The 15,908-nt window shown below is 54.0% G+C and carries 16 protein-coding genes; 4 read left to right on the top strand and 12 right to left on the bottom strand.

Annotated elements, in window-relative coordinates; translation table 11 throughout:
• Nucleotides 1-9 precede the first annotated feature (9 nt).
• From purL to purB, 6 genes are all read right to left on the bottom strand, one after another.
• Complete coding sequence (gene purL / locus QWU00_RS00155; protein ID WP_035381872.1) at nt 10-2,208, bottom strand: phosphoribosylformylglycinamidine synthase subunit PurL; 2,199 nt, start codon at nt 2,206-2,208, stop codon at nt 10-12.
• Entirely contained in the window at nt 2,205-2,906 is a 702-nt protein-coding gene (gene purQ / locus QWU00_RS00150; protein ID WP_035381874.1) for a phosphoribosylformylglycinamidine synthase subunit PurQ, read from the bottom strand. The genes purL and purQ overlap by 4 nt, the downstream gene beginning before the upstream one ends.
• Nucleotides 2,903-3,274: a Rap1a/Tai family immunity protein gene (locus QWU00_RS00145; protein WP_035381875.1), complete on the bottom strand. Its 372-nt coding sequence runs from the start codon at nt 3,272-3,274 to the stop codon at nt 2,903-2,905. Before QWU00_RS00145 ends, purQ begins: the two co-directional genes overlap by 4 nt.
• A complete protein-coding gene (gene purS, locus QWU00_RS00140) occupies nt 3,271-3,513 on the bottom strand; it encodes a phosphoribosylformylglycinamidine synthase subunit PurS (RefSeq protein WP_035381876.1) in 243 nt (80 codons plus the stop codon). The genes QWU00_RS00145 and purS overlap by 4 nt, the downstream gene beginning before the upstream one ends.
• 29 nt (nt 3,514-3,542) lie before the next feature.
• Nucleotides 3,543-4,310: a phosphoribosylaminoimidazolesuccinocarboxamide synthase gene (purC, locus tag QWU00_RS00135; protein ID WP_035381878.1), complete on the bottom strand. Its 768-nt coding sequence runs from the start codon at nt 4,308-4,310 to the stop codon at nt 3,543-3,545.
• Nucleotides 4,311-4,446: 136 nt separating this feature from the next.
• Nucleotides 4,447-5,796: an adenylosuccinate lyase gene (purB, locus tag QWU00_RS00130; protein WP_035381880.1), complete on the bottom strand. Its 1,350-nt coding sequence runs from the start codon at nt 5,794-5,796 to the stop codon at nt 4,447-4,449.
• Nucleotides 5,797-5,961: 165 nt separating this feature from the next.
• Here purB and QWU00_RS00125 point away from each other — a divergent pair, with 165 nt between their 5' ends.
• From QWU00_RS00125 to QWU00_RS00110, 4 genes are all read left to right on the top strand, one after another.
• Complete coding sequence (locus tag QWU00_RS00125; protein ID WP_035381881.1) at nt 5,962-6,576, top strand: TerC family protein; 615 nt, start codon at nt 5,962-5,964, stop codon at nt 6,574-6,576.
• Nucleotides 6,577-6,657: 81 nt separating this feature from the next.
• Nucleotides 6,658-8,631, top strand: a complete 1,974-nt coding sequence (locus QWU00_RS00120) for a lytic transglycosylase domain-containing protein (protein ID WP_035382046.1) — start codon at nt 6,658-6,660, stop codon at nt 8,629-8,631.
• The gene (locus QWU00_RS00115) at nt 8,628-9,110 is read left to right on the top strand and encodes a phosphatidylglycerophosphatase A family protein (protein WP_035381883.1); all 483 of its coding nucleotides are present in this window, start codon (nt 8,628-8,630) and stop codon (nt 9,108-9,110) included. Before QWU00_RS00120 ends, QWU00_RS00115 begins: the two co-directional genes overlap by 4 nt.
• Before the next feature lie 12 nt (nt 9,111-9,122).
• Nucleotides 9,123-9,650 carry a CinA family protein gene (locus tag QWU00_RS00110; RefSeq protein ID WP_081939122.1) on the top strand — a complete coding sequence of 176 codons (528 nt, stop codon included), beginning with the start codon at nt 9,123-9,125 and terminating at the stop codon, nt 9,648-9,650.
• A 77-nt stretch (nt 9,651-9,727) separates the two neighbouring features.
• Here QWU00_RS00110 and QWU00_RS00105 read toward each other — a convergent pair whose 3' ends face one another.
• The 6 genes from QWU00_RS00105 to QWU00_RS00080 all read right to left on the bottom strand — a co-directional run bounded on the left by QWU00_RS00105 (nt 9,728) and on the right by QWU00_RS00080 (nt 15,903).
• Nucleotides 9,728-10,096 (bottom strand): hypothetical protein, encoded by a 369-nt coding sequence (locus QWU00_RS00105; RefSeq protein ID WP_035381885.1) that lies wholly within the window; start codon nt 10,094-10,096, stop codon nt 9,728-9,730.
• Nucleotides 10,097-10,240: 144 nt separating this feature from the next.
• Nucleotides 10,241-10,717 carry a type II toxin-antitoxin system RatA family toxin gene (locus tag QWU00_RS00100; RefSeq protein ID WP_035381887.1) on the bottom strand — a complete coding sequence of 159 codons (477 nt, stop codon included), beginning with the start codon at nt 10,715-10,717 and terminating at the stop codon, nt 10,241-10,243.
• On the bottom strand, nt 10,717-11,691 hold the full coding sequence (gene lipA, locus QWU00_RS00095) for a lipoyl synthase (RefSeq protein ID WP_035381889.1): 975 nt from the start codon (nt 11,689-11,691) through the stop codon (nt 10,717-10,719). Before lipA ends, QWU00_RS00100 begins: the two co-directional genes overlap by 1 nt.
• Before the next feature lie 134 nt (nt 11,692-11,825).
• Complete coding sequence (gene lpdA / locus QWU00_RS00090; RefSeq protein ID WP_035381890.1) at nt 11,826-13,238, bottom strand: dihydrolipoyl dehydrogenase; 1,413 nt, start codon at nt 13,236-13,238, stop codon at nt 11,826-11,828.
• Nucleotides 13,239-13,253: 15 nt separating this feature from the next.
• On the bottom strand, nt 13,254-14,516 hold the full coding sequence (locus tag QWU00_RS00085) for a pyruvate dehydrogenase complex dihydrolipoamide acetyltransferase (protein ID WP_035381892.1): 1,263 nt from the start codon (nt 14,514-14,516) through the stop codon (nt 13,254-13,256).
• A 10-nt stretch (nt 14,517-14,526) separates the two neighbouring features.
• Nucleotides 14,527-15,903, bottom strand: coding sequence for a pyruvate dehydrogenase complex E1 component subunit beta (locus QWU00_RS00080; protein WP_035381893.1), 1,377 nt, complete (start codon nt 15,901-15,903; stop codon nt 14,527-14,529).
• Nucleotides 15,904-15,908 lie beyond the last annotated feature (5 nt).

The following is a 15,908-nucleotide window of genomic DNA, read 5'->3' as shown; positions in this document are numbered from 1 at the left end:
GCTGTCTTCTCAGCGTTCCATCAGGGCTGGGAAAAAAGCCTCATGTGCAACGGCAAGGCGCGCTGAAGATATTGTGACGCCACTGGGCAAAATCAAATCATTTCCGCCTGCACGGCCTATCAGCCTAGCTGGCACGCCAGCTTTTTGGGCTCGGTCGCAGAACTCTGTCGCGTTGCTGACACACACAAGATAGCGGGCTTGATCTTCACCAAACCAGAAGGCTTCCGGGCGTATGCCTGAATCTGGGCTTTCCAGTTCGCACCCTACCCGGCTGGCCATAACCATTTCTGCTACCCCGACCAGAATACCGCCATCTGCAAGATCATGGCAGGCCGAAATCGCGCCAATCAGGATTTCGTTACGTACAAAATCACCGTTCCGCTTTTCCACGGCCAGATCAACGGCAGGAGGAGGTCCTTCCTCGCGGCCTAGAATTTCACGTAGCCAGATAGATTGGCCCAATTCGCCCTTTGTTTCCCCAACCAGAACCACATCGGCCCCATCTATCATGCCCAGACCGATGGCCTTGGAGACATCTTCCAGCACACCCAACGCCCCGATTGCAGGGGTGGGGAGAATGGACATGGTTGAGCCATCTGGCTGGCGAGTTTCATTATAGAGAGAAACGTTGCCGCTTACGACCGGGAAGTCGAGCGCACGGCAGGCTTCACCCATACCTTCGATAGCAGCGATAAACTGGCCCATGATTTCCGGCTTTTCCGGATTACCAAAGTTCAGGTTATCCGTCACCGCCAAGGGGCGTGCTCCTGTTGCTGTAATATTACGCCATGCTTCTGCAACAGCCTGCGCGCCGCCTGTTTTTGGATCAGCCTGACAGTAACGCGGCGTGCAATCCGTTGTCAGAGCCAGACCGAGAGAGGTGTCTTCAATTTTAACAATTGCGGCATCAGCCGCACCAGGGCGGCGGACGGTTTGTCCCCCTACCGTGCTGTCATACTGGTTCCATACCCATGCTCTGGACGCAAGATCGGGGGAGCCAACCAATCGCAGCAGCATGGCATCCAGAGAGAGCGGCGCGTGAATGCCATCAAGGGGTGCTGGTGTTTGCGGTTTGGTGGCGGGGCGATCATAAATGGGAGCCTGCTCAGCCAATGGATCAAGCGGAATATTGGCTTCCACATATCCTTTATGCTTGACCACAATATGCCCCGTATCGGTTAGATGACCGATAACGGCAAAATCCAGCTCCCATTTCTCAAAGATTTTGCGTGCAATTTCCGTACGATCAGGACGCAGGACAATCAGCATACGTTCCTGGCTTTCAGACAGCATCATTTCATAGGCTGTCATGCCCGGTTCGCGCTGAGGTACGGCATCAAGATCCAGTTCAATGCCGACACCGCCCTTTCCTGCCATTTCGACGGAAGAAGACGTCAGCCCTGCCGCGCCCATGTCCTGAATGGCCACAATGGCGTCAGTCGCCATCAGTTCCAGACAGGCTTCAATCAGCAGCTTTTCAATGAAAGGGTCACCCACTTGCACTGTGGGGCGTTTGGCGAGCGCATTTTCATCAAATTCTGCGGAAGACATGGTGGCGCCATGAATGCCGTCTCGTCCGGTGCGGGAGCCGACATACACAACCGGATTTCCAACACCTGCTGCAGCAGAGAGGAAAATGCGATCCTTGCGGGCAATACCCACAGTCATGGCGTTTACAAGCGGGTTGCCATCATAGGCGGGATGAAAGTTGATTTCTCCCCCTACAGTCGGGACACCCACGCAGTTACCGTATCCGCCAATACCCCGTACCACACCATCAATGATCTGGCGGGTTCTGGGCGTTTCCAGACTACCAAAGCGCAGCGCGTTCAGGTTGGCGACTGGACGTGCCCCCATGGTGAAGACATCTCGCAGAATGCCCCCAACCCCTGTTGCGGCCCCCTGATACGGTTCAATGAAAGAGGGATGGTTGTGGCTTTCCATTTTGAAGATGGCGGCATAGCCTTCTCCAATATCGACCACACCTGCATTTTCACCGGGGCCATGGATAACCCAGGGAGCTTGGGTCGGCAGGGTCCGGAGCCACTTACGTGATGATTTGTAAGAGCAGTGTTCGGACCACATGACGGAGAACACGCCCAGTTCTGTCAGGCTGGGCGTACGGCCCATAATCTTGAGAACACGGTCATATTCTTCAGGTGTCAGCCCAAATTCCTGAGCCAGAGAAAGATCGACGGTCTTTTTCACCGGACAAAAGCCTCCATCAGACCTTCAAACAGCGGCAGACCATCTTCTCCACCCATAAGCGGATCAACAAGGTCTTCCGGATGAGGCATCATGCCGCAGATGCGTGTATTTTCGCTGATAATACCGGCAATACTGTTGATGCTGCCATTGGGGTTGGTTGTGGCATCCTCGGCGCGCACTGTACCATCGGCTCCGGCATAGCGAAATGCAACCAGCCCTTCTCCCTCAAGTCGTTCCAACGTTTGGGCGTCTGCGGTATAGTTCCCATCACCATGTGCCAGAGGGGTGCGAAAAACGGCACCCTTCTCCCATTTGTGGGTAAAAGGTGTATCTGTGCGTTCAACCCGTAAGTGGCAGTCCTGAGATAGAAAACGCAGATTGGCGTTACGTAGCAGGGCACCCGGAAGAAGGCCTGTTTCTGTGAGTATCTGGAAACCATTACAGACCCCCAGAATGTGACCACCTTTCTGCGCGAAAGACCGGATTTCAGCCATGATGGGGGAATGGGCCGCCATGGCCCCACAGCGCAGATAATCGCCGTAGCTGAAGCCACCGGGCAGCACAACCAGATCAACATCCGGCAGGCTAGTGTCCCGGTGCCACAGCATGGCCGGGGCTTTGCCAGTTACACGCTTGAGCGCGATTGCCATATCGCGCTCACGGTTGGTGCCGGGAAAAACGACAATCGCAGATTTCATTTTTTCACGCTACACGGATAGGAGTCATGCAGGGCGCGGAAGACACTTTCCCCCACCGGCTTGGACAGGCTGTCAGAATGGGCTTTCAGCCAGCCCATAACCTTGGACCGCATGGAAGACGCGTTTTCTGATGGAGGGATACAGAACCCTGCCGGAGCCGAGGCATCTCCTTCATTACGGTCATTGATCTTGGAGAGCGCGCCTGCGTCCGCCATACCTGTGATGTAGGCATCGCACACGCTGGCCCCAGCGGGTTTGGCGCACACGCGGGCAAAATTGCCAGCCTGCATGGGGGAAATACGTTGGGCGTGCCCCGTAACGGGAGCGAGACAGGCCCCGGCAAGTGCAATCAGAACAAGGCGTTTCATCCAAGCACCTCCACCGTGAAATCTTCAATCACCAGATTGGCCAGCAGATCACGTGCCATATCTTCCGCCTGCTTCTGCACGGCGGCGCGATCGGTTCCTGCTATATCCAGTTCAATAATCTTGCCAACGTGAACATCGTTCACACCGGGAAAGCCAAGTGTCTGCAAAGCATGGCTGATGGCTTTTCCCTGAGGGTCCAGCACACCTTCCTTCAGCATGACGGTTACACGCACTTTCATTGATAGAGCCCCTGTTCCTGTCGGCATGATTATTGCAGTGTCTCCGTGCCCTTCAGATCACCGTTATTGCCAGCTTCGGGCAGAATACCCAGACGGCGGGCAACTTCCTGATAAGCTTCCTTAACGCTGCCAAGATCACGACGGAAACGGTCTTTGTCGAGTTTCTCGCTGGTCTGGATATCCCATAGGCGGCAATTGTCGGGTGAAATTTCATCTGCCAGCACAATGCTCATGTCATCGCCTTCCCAGTGGCGTCCAAACTCAAGTTTGAAGTCCACAAGCTGAATGCCGATCCCATTGAACAAACCGCACAGGAAGTCATTCACCCGCATGGCCATGCCGGTCATTTCTTCCAGCTCATGCGGAGCCGCCCATCCAAATGCGATAATATGGTCTTCTGACGCCATAGGGTCGCCCAGTGCATCGTTCTTGTAGTAGAATTCTATGATGCTGCGGGGCAGACGCGTGCCTTCCTCAATACCAAACCGCTTCGCTATGCTGCCTGCTGCGATATTGCGAACAACCACTTCCAGAGGAATGATCTCAACTTCCTTCACCAATTGCTCGCGCATGTTGATGCGACGGATGAAGTGAGTGGGAATACCAATTTCCTGCAGGCGCAGCATCAGATGCTCACTGATACGGTTATTAAGCACGCCTTTCCCGGTAATGATTCCACTTTTGGCCCCGTTGCCGGCAGTGGCGTCATCCTTGAAATACTGCACAACGGTGCCGGGCTCGGGCCCTTCGAAAAGGATTTTGGCTTTACCTTCGTAAAGCTGGCGGCGACGGGCCATGGTCATCCTTACCTGTATGTCACTAGAAACCGATCCCTGATAACCGGTCTGGCGGAAGGGCTGATCCATGCCCTCCCCTGCTCAGACGCCGTCATAGCAGGCTTCGGAAATTGAAGATATAGTTACGCATCCTGCCTTACTGAGCGGGTCCCGGCTCACCGAACACTTTTTCATAAAGGGCATCGATCGCTTTGAGGTGCTGACGACTATCCATTGCTGCATCCAGAACATCTGGTGCAATCCGACCGGAAATTTCAGGGTCTGCGTCCAGATTTTCGCGGAATGTCCGGCATTCTGGTGTGCCTAGCTTGGTCCATGTGGCCATGGCGTTGCGCTGTACAATGCGGTAAGCGTCCTCCCGAGAGAGGCCTGCACGGGCCAGTGCCAGCAGGACTTCGCCGGAATGGACAACTCCCCCAAGGCTTTCAATATTGGCAGCCATGCGATCCGGGTAAACCAGCAGCTTATTGATCAGGCCAGACAGGCGAGCCAGCGCAAAGTCTAGCCCAATGGTGGCATCCGGACAGATGTTCCGTTCAACCGATGAGTGGCTGATGTCGCGTTCATGCCATAGCGCCACGTTTTCAAGTGCCGGGATGGCGGCAGACCGGACAAGGCGAGCCAGCCCCGTCAGGTTTTCGGTCAGGACAGGATTCCGCTTGTGCGGCATGGCGGAAGAGCCCTTCTGCCCGGGATGGAAGAACTCTTCCGCCTCGCGTACTTCTGAGCGCTGTAAATGTCTGACTTCTGTTGCAAGTCGTTCAATGCCGCTGGCGATCACGGCCAGAGTGCAGAAATAGGCAGCGTGGCGGTCACGCGGGATGACCTGTGTGGAAACGGGTTCCGGTTTCAGGCCCAGACGTTCTGCCACATAGCTTTCAATGCGCGGGTCAAGATGGGCATACGTGCCCACGGCACCAGAAATAGCGCAGGTTGCAATCTCTGCCCGGGCGGCTTCAAGGCGGGATTTGTTGCGCACGAACTCGGCGTAATGCCCGGCCAGCTTGAGCCCGAAGGAGGTTGGTTCCGCATGGATGCCGTGGCTGCGGCCAATGGTCAGGGTATGTTTGTGTTCAAACGCCCGTGCTTTCAGCGCTGCCAGAACATCATCCAGATCCTTTAGGAGCAGGTCTGTGGCCTGAACAAGCTGAACGGCCAGACAGGTATCCAGCACGTCAGAAGAGGTCATGCCCAGATGCACAAAGCGGCTTTCCGGTCCGACTTTCTCAGCAAGCCATGTCAGGAAGGCAATCACGTCATGCCGGGTTTCGGCTTCAATTTCATCAATGCGGGCCAGATCGGCATCAGAAAAGGCAGCCAGAGCGGCATCACCCTTCTCACGTACCACTTTTGCGGCGTCTTTCGGCACAGCGCCGTATTCCGCCATGGCTTCACAGGCCAGTGCTTCAATCTCAAACCAGATACGGTAGCGATTTTCAGGTGACCAGATAGCGGCCATGACAGGGCGGGTGTAGCGCGGCACCATAACGCGGTGTTCCTCCTGAGAACGGGATAATGCGCGCTTCTCTAACCGATTTCGGGCTCCCCGTCTTCCCGTAATGAATAAAACTTTGACTTGAGGTAGGCTTTAAGGAATTTCAGTCCATCTGGCGCTGTTCGTCATCCTCTACTCAGTCGAATCGGAGTTTCTGTGCACGGTTTTCTTGATGCCTTCAGTCTGAAAGCAGTGATCGCCTTTTTGCAGGTTGTGTTGATTGACGTGACACTGGCTGGAGACAATGCCGTTGTTATCGGGCTGGTAGTTCGCTCCCTCTCGCCGCATGATCGTAAGAGAGCCATTTTTGCAGGAATTGGGGCGGCTGCGCTCATCCGCATTCTTATGGCGCTGGTGGCGGTCAAGCTTCTGGCAATTGTAGGACTGACACTGGCTGGAGGTTTCCTTCTGCTCTGGGTCTGCTGGCGCATGTATCGTGAAATGCGTTCAGATCAGCATCATGAAGAGAATGAAACTACACGGCCGCCGGGTAGTCTGGGGAAAGCGGTTTTCCGTATCCTGATCGCTGATCTTTCAATGAGTCTGGATAACGTGCTCGCTGTGGCGGGTGCAGCGGCTGAGCATCCCGGCATTCTTGTTATGGGGCTGGTTTTGTCCGTACTGCTGATGGGGATTGCAGCATCTTATATTGCACGTCTCCTTGATCGGTACAAATGGATTTCCTGGGTGGGCCTGTTGATTGTGCTAGGGGTTGCCATTGAACTTATTGTGAAAGGTGGCGGAGAAATCTGGGGGCACATACCTCATTAAGGTGTGAGACTGAAGGAAGCTTCCTTCTTTCAGGTAACGGGATGGCTTGCCAGCCATCCCCGGATGACTCATCTTTCCTGCATGGTGTTTTTTTCTTCTGCGCCGCGAACTTGCGTCGCTCTTCCCCTGATCGCTCTGCTTCTGAGCGGCTGTTCAGCACCGAGTGCTCAGGCACCCACGTCAGCCGCTCAGCCTGCATGGCCTTCCCCCCAACAGGCGGCGGCAGGCACCTCCCCAGTTGATCCTGTGGCTAGCCGTTTGACGGTCTGGCTCAGTCTGGTGGGCTCATCCCATGGCAGTGCGCAGGAATATGCGGATTTTCTGAATACACGGCCAGTCTGGCCCCGTTGGCAGTTGTTGAAACTGCGTATGCAGCAGGCGTTAGCGGAAGAGCAGGATACGGCAATCTTAAGTCGGCTATGCCGCGAGGAACCCCTCACCTACGGCCCTGCCTTGGCTCAGTGTCAGGGACAGGTTGGCGCCTCAGATGCGGCTCTCTCCAAAAAACTTGCAGCGGAAGCGCATCAGGCTTGGATGAACGGGAATGACACTCCCAAGGGCGCAAACGCTCTAACAGGCGCGTTTCCTCAGGCCATCACTCCCGCAGCCTCATGGTTGCGGTTTGAGCGAGAAGAAAAAGCGGGTCTGTTATCTGCCGCCCGCCAGACTATGGCGTATGTAAGTCCCGCGCGTCAGCCTCTTGCGCAAGCCAGAGTGGCTTTGCGTGCCGGGGATGTCTCTGCGCAAACCAGAGTCGCCAGTCTGAACTCCGCTGATGCGTCAGACCCCAGTCTGATTCTTGATTTTGCCCGCTGGCTCCGTCTCCAGAAACGCTATGATGATGCTCTTGCCTTGTGGAAAAGCAAAGGTTTGGAGGCCGAAGCCTCGACTCATCAGGCATCTTTCTGGAGAGAGCGCGACGCTTTGGCTCGAGAGTTCCTGTTGCTTGGTCAGAATGAACAGGCTTTTTTCCTAGCCAATGATGGCGCAAGCAGTGGCTCCAGTCATCTGGACGCTGAGTTTTTGAGCGGCTGGATTGCTTTGCAAAAGCAGAATGCGCCCACCGTTGCCGAGCCGTTTTTCCGGCATCTTGCGTCTTCTTCTTCCTTGATCACCAAGAGCAGAGGATTTTACTGGCTTGGGAGAGTTCATCGTGCTGTCCATGATGAGGCAACGGCGGAGTCTGATTTCCGTCAGGCGACTTCTTACCCCGGCACGTTTTACGGACAGATGGCTGCCGCTGAGCTTGCTGACAACAAAGCCACGCTTCTTACCCCAACTGAGATCCCTGATGATGTTCCGCGCCGCCTGAAGGCCGATCATGATCCTTCAGTAGCGACAGCGGAAACGGTTCGCCTTTCCGGTAGTGATTTGGCACAGGCCGCACAGATTCTCGTCTCTTGGGGAGACCGGCCCCATGCACGGGACTTCCTTGCGCTACTCAGGCAGCAGCTTGTTACGCTCCCTGATAAACTGGCTCTTTCCAGCTTGGCGCTCCAGCTCAATCTTCCAGATATTTCTGTAGCCGTGGCGCGGGATGTGGGTCGAGAAGGTGTTTTTCTTTTGCATGCGGGGTGGCCACAGCCCTATGCGCCCCCGTCCAGTTCCCTGCCCCCAGGGCTGGTTCTTGGTCTTATGAGGCAGGAAAGTAATTTCAACGCGGATGCCGTCAGTTCATCCAACGCCATTGGTCTCATGCAAATCAAACCCTCCACTGCCGGAGATATGGTACCTGCCGCCGGACTTTCTGCTTCTGCGGCTACGGCAAATGGGTTGCATGATCCTGATAACAATATGCGGCTGGGAATGGCCTATCTTGTTCACTTGCAGGATCGGTTTGGGGGTGTCGTACCCTATATAGCTGCCGCTTATAACGGAGGCCCAACCCGGTTGGCGCGGTGGCTTTCCACAGGAGGAGATCCGGGACGGACAGGCGCATCTCAATCGGAGATGATCGACTGGATAGAAGGCATCCCGTTTTCAGAAACAAGAAACTATGTAGAGCGTGTGTGGGAAAATATGACCATTTATGCGGCTCTGGGCCAGAAAACATGAAAATTTCACGCTTTATTGCAACATTTGCCGGGTGTGGTTTGTCACCAAAAGCGCCAGGTACAGTTGGATCTCTTGCGGCGCTTGTCGTAGCGCTTCCCTTTATCAATCGTCCACGTGTGCTCGCAACGGGGGCTGTTGTGGCAAGTGTTGCAGGCTGGTGGGCGGCAGACCGGGCTGGCGAAGGTGAAGATCATAGCTGGATTGTGATTGATGAAGTTGCTGGTATGTGGATCAGCCTTCTGGCGTGTGCTGCGTTCTGTCCGAAAGATAATGTCAGAAAAGACGCTACTCTCATCTGGTCTCTTGTTGCGTTCGCCCTTTTCCGGTTGTTCGACATCAAGAAGCCTGGCCCCGTAGGTGTTCTCGATCGACGCCATGATGCGCTTGGTATTATGGGAGATGACATTGTTGCGGGTGTCATGACCGCCGGATGTATCAAAACGTTGAGGCGACTAGGCAAGTGGTGGAAGTCTTCTTAAGGAGAGTGCTCAATGCACAATGCCACATTTCTTATTGAGTCAGCAGTTTCAGAAGAGCTGTTGGTTCAGTCTTCTCTTACGTTGGATCTGTTGCGAGTAAATCAAGGAAAAATTGTAACGGCGGAAAGCTGTACAGGCGGTTTGGTTGCTGCCGCACTGACCCATCATGCAGGATCGTCAGATGTGACTGAGGGAGGGTTTGTTACGTACTCCAACCTCATGAAACAGGTGGTTCTTGGGGTAAGAGAGACTACTCTCGTACAATATGGTGCGGTAAGTGCTGAGACTGTTTCAGAAATGGCAGAGGGAGCACTGCGTATGGCTCCAGATGCAACCGTTGCTGTATCAGTTTCAGGTATTGCAGGCCCTTCTGGAGGGTCTGTGTCCAAGCCTGTGGGCTTGGTCTGGTTTGCTACTGCCGTAAGAAATGGGCCTACAGTGTCGGATGCCCAGAATTTCGCCGGTGATCGCACGAGAGTAAGAAGCCTTGCTGCCTTGCATGCCTTGCGGCTGGTAGGGCAGCGGCTGGAGAGAGAATAAGAAAACCCCCAAGGAGTTTGCACTCTTCAGGGGTTCGTTCGGAGAGGCAGTTAAATTCTAAAGAGAATAATAGCGTCTTACTGGCCGCCGGTAGGTGCGTTAGCTGGTTCTGTGGTGGAAGGTAGCTTTGGAGCAGCGGGGGCTGGCGGTACAGTCACACCGGTTCCAGAAGCAGGCACTGGCGCATCTACACTCGGGGCTTTCAGCCCGGGGGCTGTCGGGAGCGTAGTGGCGGGAGGTGTTACACCATTGGGAGGTGCAGCTTGCCCACCCTGAGCTGCGGCCAGACTCTTGCTGTTCAAATCATCTGTGGAAGCGCTGCCGTTATCAGCTTTGGCTGATTTATGGGCATGTTCGTATTTATGGCCATGATGAGGGGCTGCAAAAACCGGATGAGCTACCACTAAGGCAGAGGCGAGAGCAGCAACGGCGAAGAGTTTCTTCATGACGGTTTGTCCTTATCCCAGATATTGGAATGATTTTCAGGCTAGAAAACCATTTTCCAACATTTTTGTAATGTATCGAACTTTCGTTCTTTCAACAACAACGTAGCACAAGGCAAAACGTAACCGGCGGGAAACGATTTTCTGTTAAGTAACAGATCTTTCTTCGCGTACTGTTGGGGGGGTACTGATGGGAGGGCCGTAAACATCTTTGGCTCGTCGCAGAAAAGCGGACACCATCAAGCGCACAGCTTCACCAAATACGACCCCGATGGCCGCCTGAAGGATTTTGGAACGAAACTCAAAATCTACAAAAAATTCGACCAGACACCCTTTCTCATCCGGTGTAAATTTCCAGATATTTTTCAGATAACGAAAGGGTCCGCGTTCGTACTGGACGGTAATATAGGTCGGCCTGTCCAGCGTGACGCGAGAGGTAAAGCTTTCCCGGAAGGGACCAAACCCGACTGTCAGGTCGGCAACAAGTTCTTTGGCCGTGCGGGATCTGACCCGGGCTGCCACACACCATGGCAGAAACTCCGGGTAATGCCCAACATCCGCTACCAAGTCAAAAATCTGCTCCGGCCTATACGCGAGAACACGCTTTTCTGCGTGTTTAGGCATCAGACGGTTCCTTTCAGTCGGGCTGCGCGGGATGCCCGTAGTTCTGCGAAGTCTGCATCCGCATGATAGGAAGAGCGTGTCAGCGGACTGGAACTTACCTGAAGAAACCCTTTTACACGCGCCATGGTGCCATACTCCTCAAACTCTGCCGGGGTAACAAACCGGGCGACAGCCGCGTGTTTGACCGTAGGCTGGAGATACTGGCCCATCGTAATAAAATCCACATCTGCAATACGCAAATCATCCATGACTTGTGCGAGTTCCATCTTTTCCTCCCCTAACCCAAGCATCAGTCCGGATTTGGTGAAGATGGAAGGATCAAGCTGCTTTACCCGATCAAGCAGACGTAAGGACTGATAATACCGCGCACCAGGCCGGATGGTAGGATAAAGCCGGGGTACAGTTTCCAGATTGTGGTTGAAGACATCAGGCTTTGCTTCAACAACAACTTCCAAAGCGTTGTTTTTGCGTAAAAAATCTGGTGTCAAAATTTCAATAGTTGTTTCGGGAGAAATGGCGCGTATCGCTTGAATGACCCGAGCAAAATGGCGCGCTCCACCATCAACAAGATCATCCCTGTCCACAGACGTTATGACAACATGACGGAGGCCGAGTTTGGCAACGGCTTCTGCCACCCGTTCTGGTTCATCTACATCCAGAGCATTGGGGAGCCCAGTGGTGACATTGCAGAAAGAACAGGCGCGTGTGCAGATTTCCCCCATGATCATCATGGTGGCATGGCGTTGTGACCAGCATTCCCCAATATTCGGGCAAGCGGCTTCCTCGCATACCGTGACAAGCCTGTTATCCCGCATCAGTTTACGGGTTTCGTGATAGACTGGATGAGATGGCGCTTTAACGCGTATCCACTCCGGCTTGCGGGCGATAGGGTTATCGGGCCGGTGTGCCTTTTCAGGGTGCCGGGTTTTGCTGGCCCCCCCTTTCCTATGATCAATCAACACACGTGTAGACATGATATTACCCGCTAACACCTTAATTTATACCAGAACTGGAACGCCCTTTCCCGAGCGTCAAGGCAAGAACATTCCAACTCCGCTTATCGTGCCATCACACCCACGAGATAACAGAGCAAGTCACTCTTTGGTGTCTAGAAATGCAGTGCGCCACCGTATGCTGCCAGAACGGCTTCATGCATGGATTCAGAAATGGTCGGGTGTGGGAATATGGTCTCTGCCAGTTCCGCTTCTGTCAGTTCCCCGGTGCGGGCAATCACATAGCCCTGAATCATTTCTGTCACTTCCGCGCCGATCATATGGGCTCCAAGCAATTCGCCGGTTTTATCATCAAAAACCGTTTTGATGAATCCTTCGGTTTCACCCATGGCGATAGCTTTCCCGTTAGCAATCAAAGGGAATTTGCCCACACGAACTTTGTAACCTGCCTCTTTTGCTCGCGCTTCAGTGTAGCCAACGGAAGCGATTTGTGGGCGGCAATAAGTGCAACCCGGAATTTTTGTAATATCAATGGGATGGACAGTTTTTCCTGCAATGGCTTCTACGCACATGACAGCTTCATGGCTGGCTTTGTGCGCCAGCCATGGTGCACCAGCCAGATCACCAATGGCATAGACCCCAGGTTCGCCTGTGCGGCATAGGGCATCTGTCACCACATGGGTTCGTTCTACCTTGATCTTGGTGCCTTCCAGCCCAAGATTTTCAACATTTCCTACAATGCCGACGGCAGAGATCACCCGATCAACAGTGAAACTCTGGATTTTACCGTTGACTTCCACCGGGACTGTAACGTCTTGCTCCGTTTTTTTGAATGCGCCGATTTTGGCATTCGTCAGGACCTTCATGCCCTGTTTTTCAAATGCTTTCTGGGCTAACGCACTGATCTCTTCATCTTCTACCGGAAGAATACGAGGCGCGACTTCTACCAAAGTAACGTCGGCTCCCATATTCCGGTAAAATGAGGCAAATTCTGTGCCGATTGCCCCCGAGCCAATTACCAGCAATCTGGCGGGCATGGCATCCGGCACCAGCGCTTCCCGATAAGACCAGATCAGCTTACCGTCAGGCTCTATGCCGGGTAATGCACGAGCCCGCGCTCCTGTGGCCAGAATGACGTGCTTTGCGGTCAACGTGACAGGAGCGTTTTTATCCTGGGTGACAAGAATTTTGCGCTTACCGTCAGGGGTCACTCCATCCAGTTTACCGTAACCGTCAAACACAGGCACTTTTGCTTTTTTGAGCAAATGCGCCACGCCCGAGGAGAGCTGTTTGGAGACCGCCCGTGAGCGGGCCACAACCTTGGTGAAATCGAAGCTGACATTGTCAGCCTTGAAACCGTAAGGGCCGAGATCGTGCAGGAGGTGGTTGATTTCAGAAGCCCGAAGAAGCGCCTTTGTGGGGATGCATCCCCAGTTCAGGCAAATGCCTCCAAGATGCTGAGCCTCTACCAACCCCACGGAAAGCCCAAGCTGAGAAGCTCGGAGTGCAGCCACATAACCACCCGGGCCACCGCCTACAACGAGAATATCAAAATCAGTCCGGCTCATGATCGTCCCCTTGTATCAAATGACCAAAGTCAGGGGAGATTCCACCACTGACCGGAAAGCGGAAAGCCACTCAGCAGCTACAGAGCCGTCCACCACGCGGTGATCAACGGAGAGTGTCACTGTCATGACTGTTGCAATGGCCAGTTCATTTCCCTTCACCACAGGCTGTTTCCGTCCTGCTGCGATGGCGAGAATAGCGGCCTGGGGCGGGTTAATGATGGCCGAGAAATCTTTCACCCCATACATCCCCATATTGGAGATGGAGAACGTTCCGCCTTGGAATTCTTCTGGTTTCAGCTTTCCTGCCCGTGCCCGTTTTACCAGATCTTTGGTTTCCAGGCTGATCTGCTTCAGGCTTTTCTTGTCAGCCTGCCGGACGATAGGGGTGATCAATCCATCGGGAATGGAGACTGCAATAGAAATATCCACGTCATCATGCAGGATCATTGCCTCTTCCGTGAAGGAAGCATTGACCGTTGGGATGCGTTTCAGAGCGACTGCGGCAGCCTTGACCAGCATGTCGTTCACGGAAAGCTTGAACGCATCGGGTCCTTCTTCTGGTGATGTGGCATTCAACTGGGAGCGAAGAGCCATCAGCGCATCCAGCTCAATATCAACCGACACATAAAAATGCGGAATGGTGCTTTTAGCTTCACTGAGGCGACGGGCGATCACCTTACGCATCGTTGAGTGCGGAACGCTCGTGCTACTACCCGCCCCAGCGCTACCCGACTTTGGTGCCGAAGGAGACGCAGACTGGGGCTTGGCAGATGCGTTTTCCACATCCCGCCGAACGATACGGCCGTTGGGGCCTGTGCCTTTTATCGCGGCGAGATCAAGGCCCTTCTGTTTTGCGATCCGTTTGGCAAGAGGAGATGCGAAAATCTTGCGGCCTGCCCCTACAGCGGAGAGCGCAGGTGGAGTCTGAGAGAGGGCCGGTGCGGCCTTGACCGCAGGTTCAGCCGGAGCGGTTTCTTGAATTTTGGGAGCAGTAGAAGCCGCTTTTTGTGGTGCCGCAACGTCCGGAACGGCTTCACCTTCTTCAACCAGAATGGCGATAGTCGCATTGACAGGCACGCCTTGCGTACCTTCTGTCACCAGGATTTTTCCGAGAATGCCTTCGTCCACGGCTTCCACTTCCATGGTCGCCTTATCGGTTTCGATTTCCGCAAGAACATCCCCGCTGGAAATAGTGTCCCCTTCCTTCTTGAGCCAGCGGGCTAAAGTGCCCTCTGTCATTGTGGGAGAGAGGGCCGGCATCAGAACTTCAATAGCCATTGTGTTTTCCTCAGACCAAGCCCTTAACGGCATCTATGATGTGCTGGGGCTGCGGAAGTGCAAGCTTTTCCAGATTGGCGGCAAACGGCATGGGCACATCCTCGCCAGCGATACGCACCGGCGGTGCGTCCAGCCAGTCGAAGGCATGCTCAATAATCTGCATGGCCACTTCCGCACCAATGCCAGCGAACGGCCATCCTTCTTCCACGGTTACCAGACGGCTGGTCTTCTTCACGCTTTCAACAATGGTTGCCGTATCAAGTGGACGAAGAGTGCGTAGATTGATGACTTCCGCCTGGATGCCCTGCTCCGCCAGCTTTTCGGCAGCCTGAAGAGCCGTACCCACCATGATGGAAAAGGCTACAATGGTAACATCTGTTCCGGTACGTTCAATTTTTGCCTTGCCAATCGGCAGGATGAAATCTTCATCTGTCGGGCATTCAAATTTGCGACCATAAAGAATTTCATTTTCCAGAAAGACAACCGGATTGGGGTCGCGAATGGCGGCGCGCAGGAGCCCTTTGGCATCTGCGGCAGACCAAGGCGCAATCACCTTCAGCCCAGGAACATGGGCGTACCAGCTTCCGTAACATTGGGAGTGTTGAGCCCCTACGCGTGCCGCTGCACCATTAGGACCACGAAAAACAATCGGGCAGCCCATCTGTCCGCCAGACATATAGAGGGTTTTGGCAGCAGAATTTATAATATGATCAATGGCTTGCATTGAAAAGTTCATGGTCATGAACTCAACAATGGGTTTGAGACCGGTTAATGCGGCCCCTACCGCCATGCCCGTAAAGCCGTGTTCGGTAATCGGCATATCAATAATGCGCTTCTCACCAAATTCAGCCAGAAGCCCTTGGGAAATCTTGTAGGCACCTTGATATTGAGCCACTTCTTCGCCCAACAGAAATACATCTGGGTCGCGGCGCAATTCAGCAGCCATTGCCTGATTGAGGGCTTCACGAACAGTTATCTCGGTCGTCTCACCCCACTCTCTTTCGGGCTCAACTTCTGGAAGTGAGGAAGACACCGACGCTTGTGCTTTTGAGGGGGCGGCTTCCTCGGAAGGTGCTTTTTCTTGTGGCGCACTCGTCTTGGTAGTAGCAGGGGGGGGCTGTTCCAGATTTTCCGGAACCTCTTCCCCTTCTGCAACAAGAATTGCAATAGGAGTATTGACGGCAACGCCTTGCGTGCCTTCGGCCACAAGGGTACGGCCTAGAATACCTTCGTCCACGGCTTCTACTTCCATCGTTGCCTTGTCGGTTTCGATTTCAGCAAGAATGTCGCCGCTTGAAACGGCCTCTCCTTCTTTTTTCAACCAGCGGGCTAAAGTGCCCTCTGTCATTGTGGGAGAGAGGGCCGGCATCAAAACTTCAATAGCCATAATCG

Source organism: Acetobacter tropicalis, assembly GCF_030644465.1.
GTDB classification, from domain to species: Bacteria; Pseudomonadota; Alphaproteobacteria; order Acetobacterales; family Acetobacteraceae; genus Acetobacter; species Acetobacter tropicalis.
The sequence above is the reverse complement of the archived record's forward strand: the minus strand, read 5'-3'. Positions and strand labels throughout refer to the sequence as shown.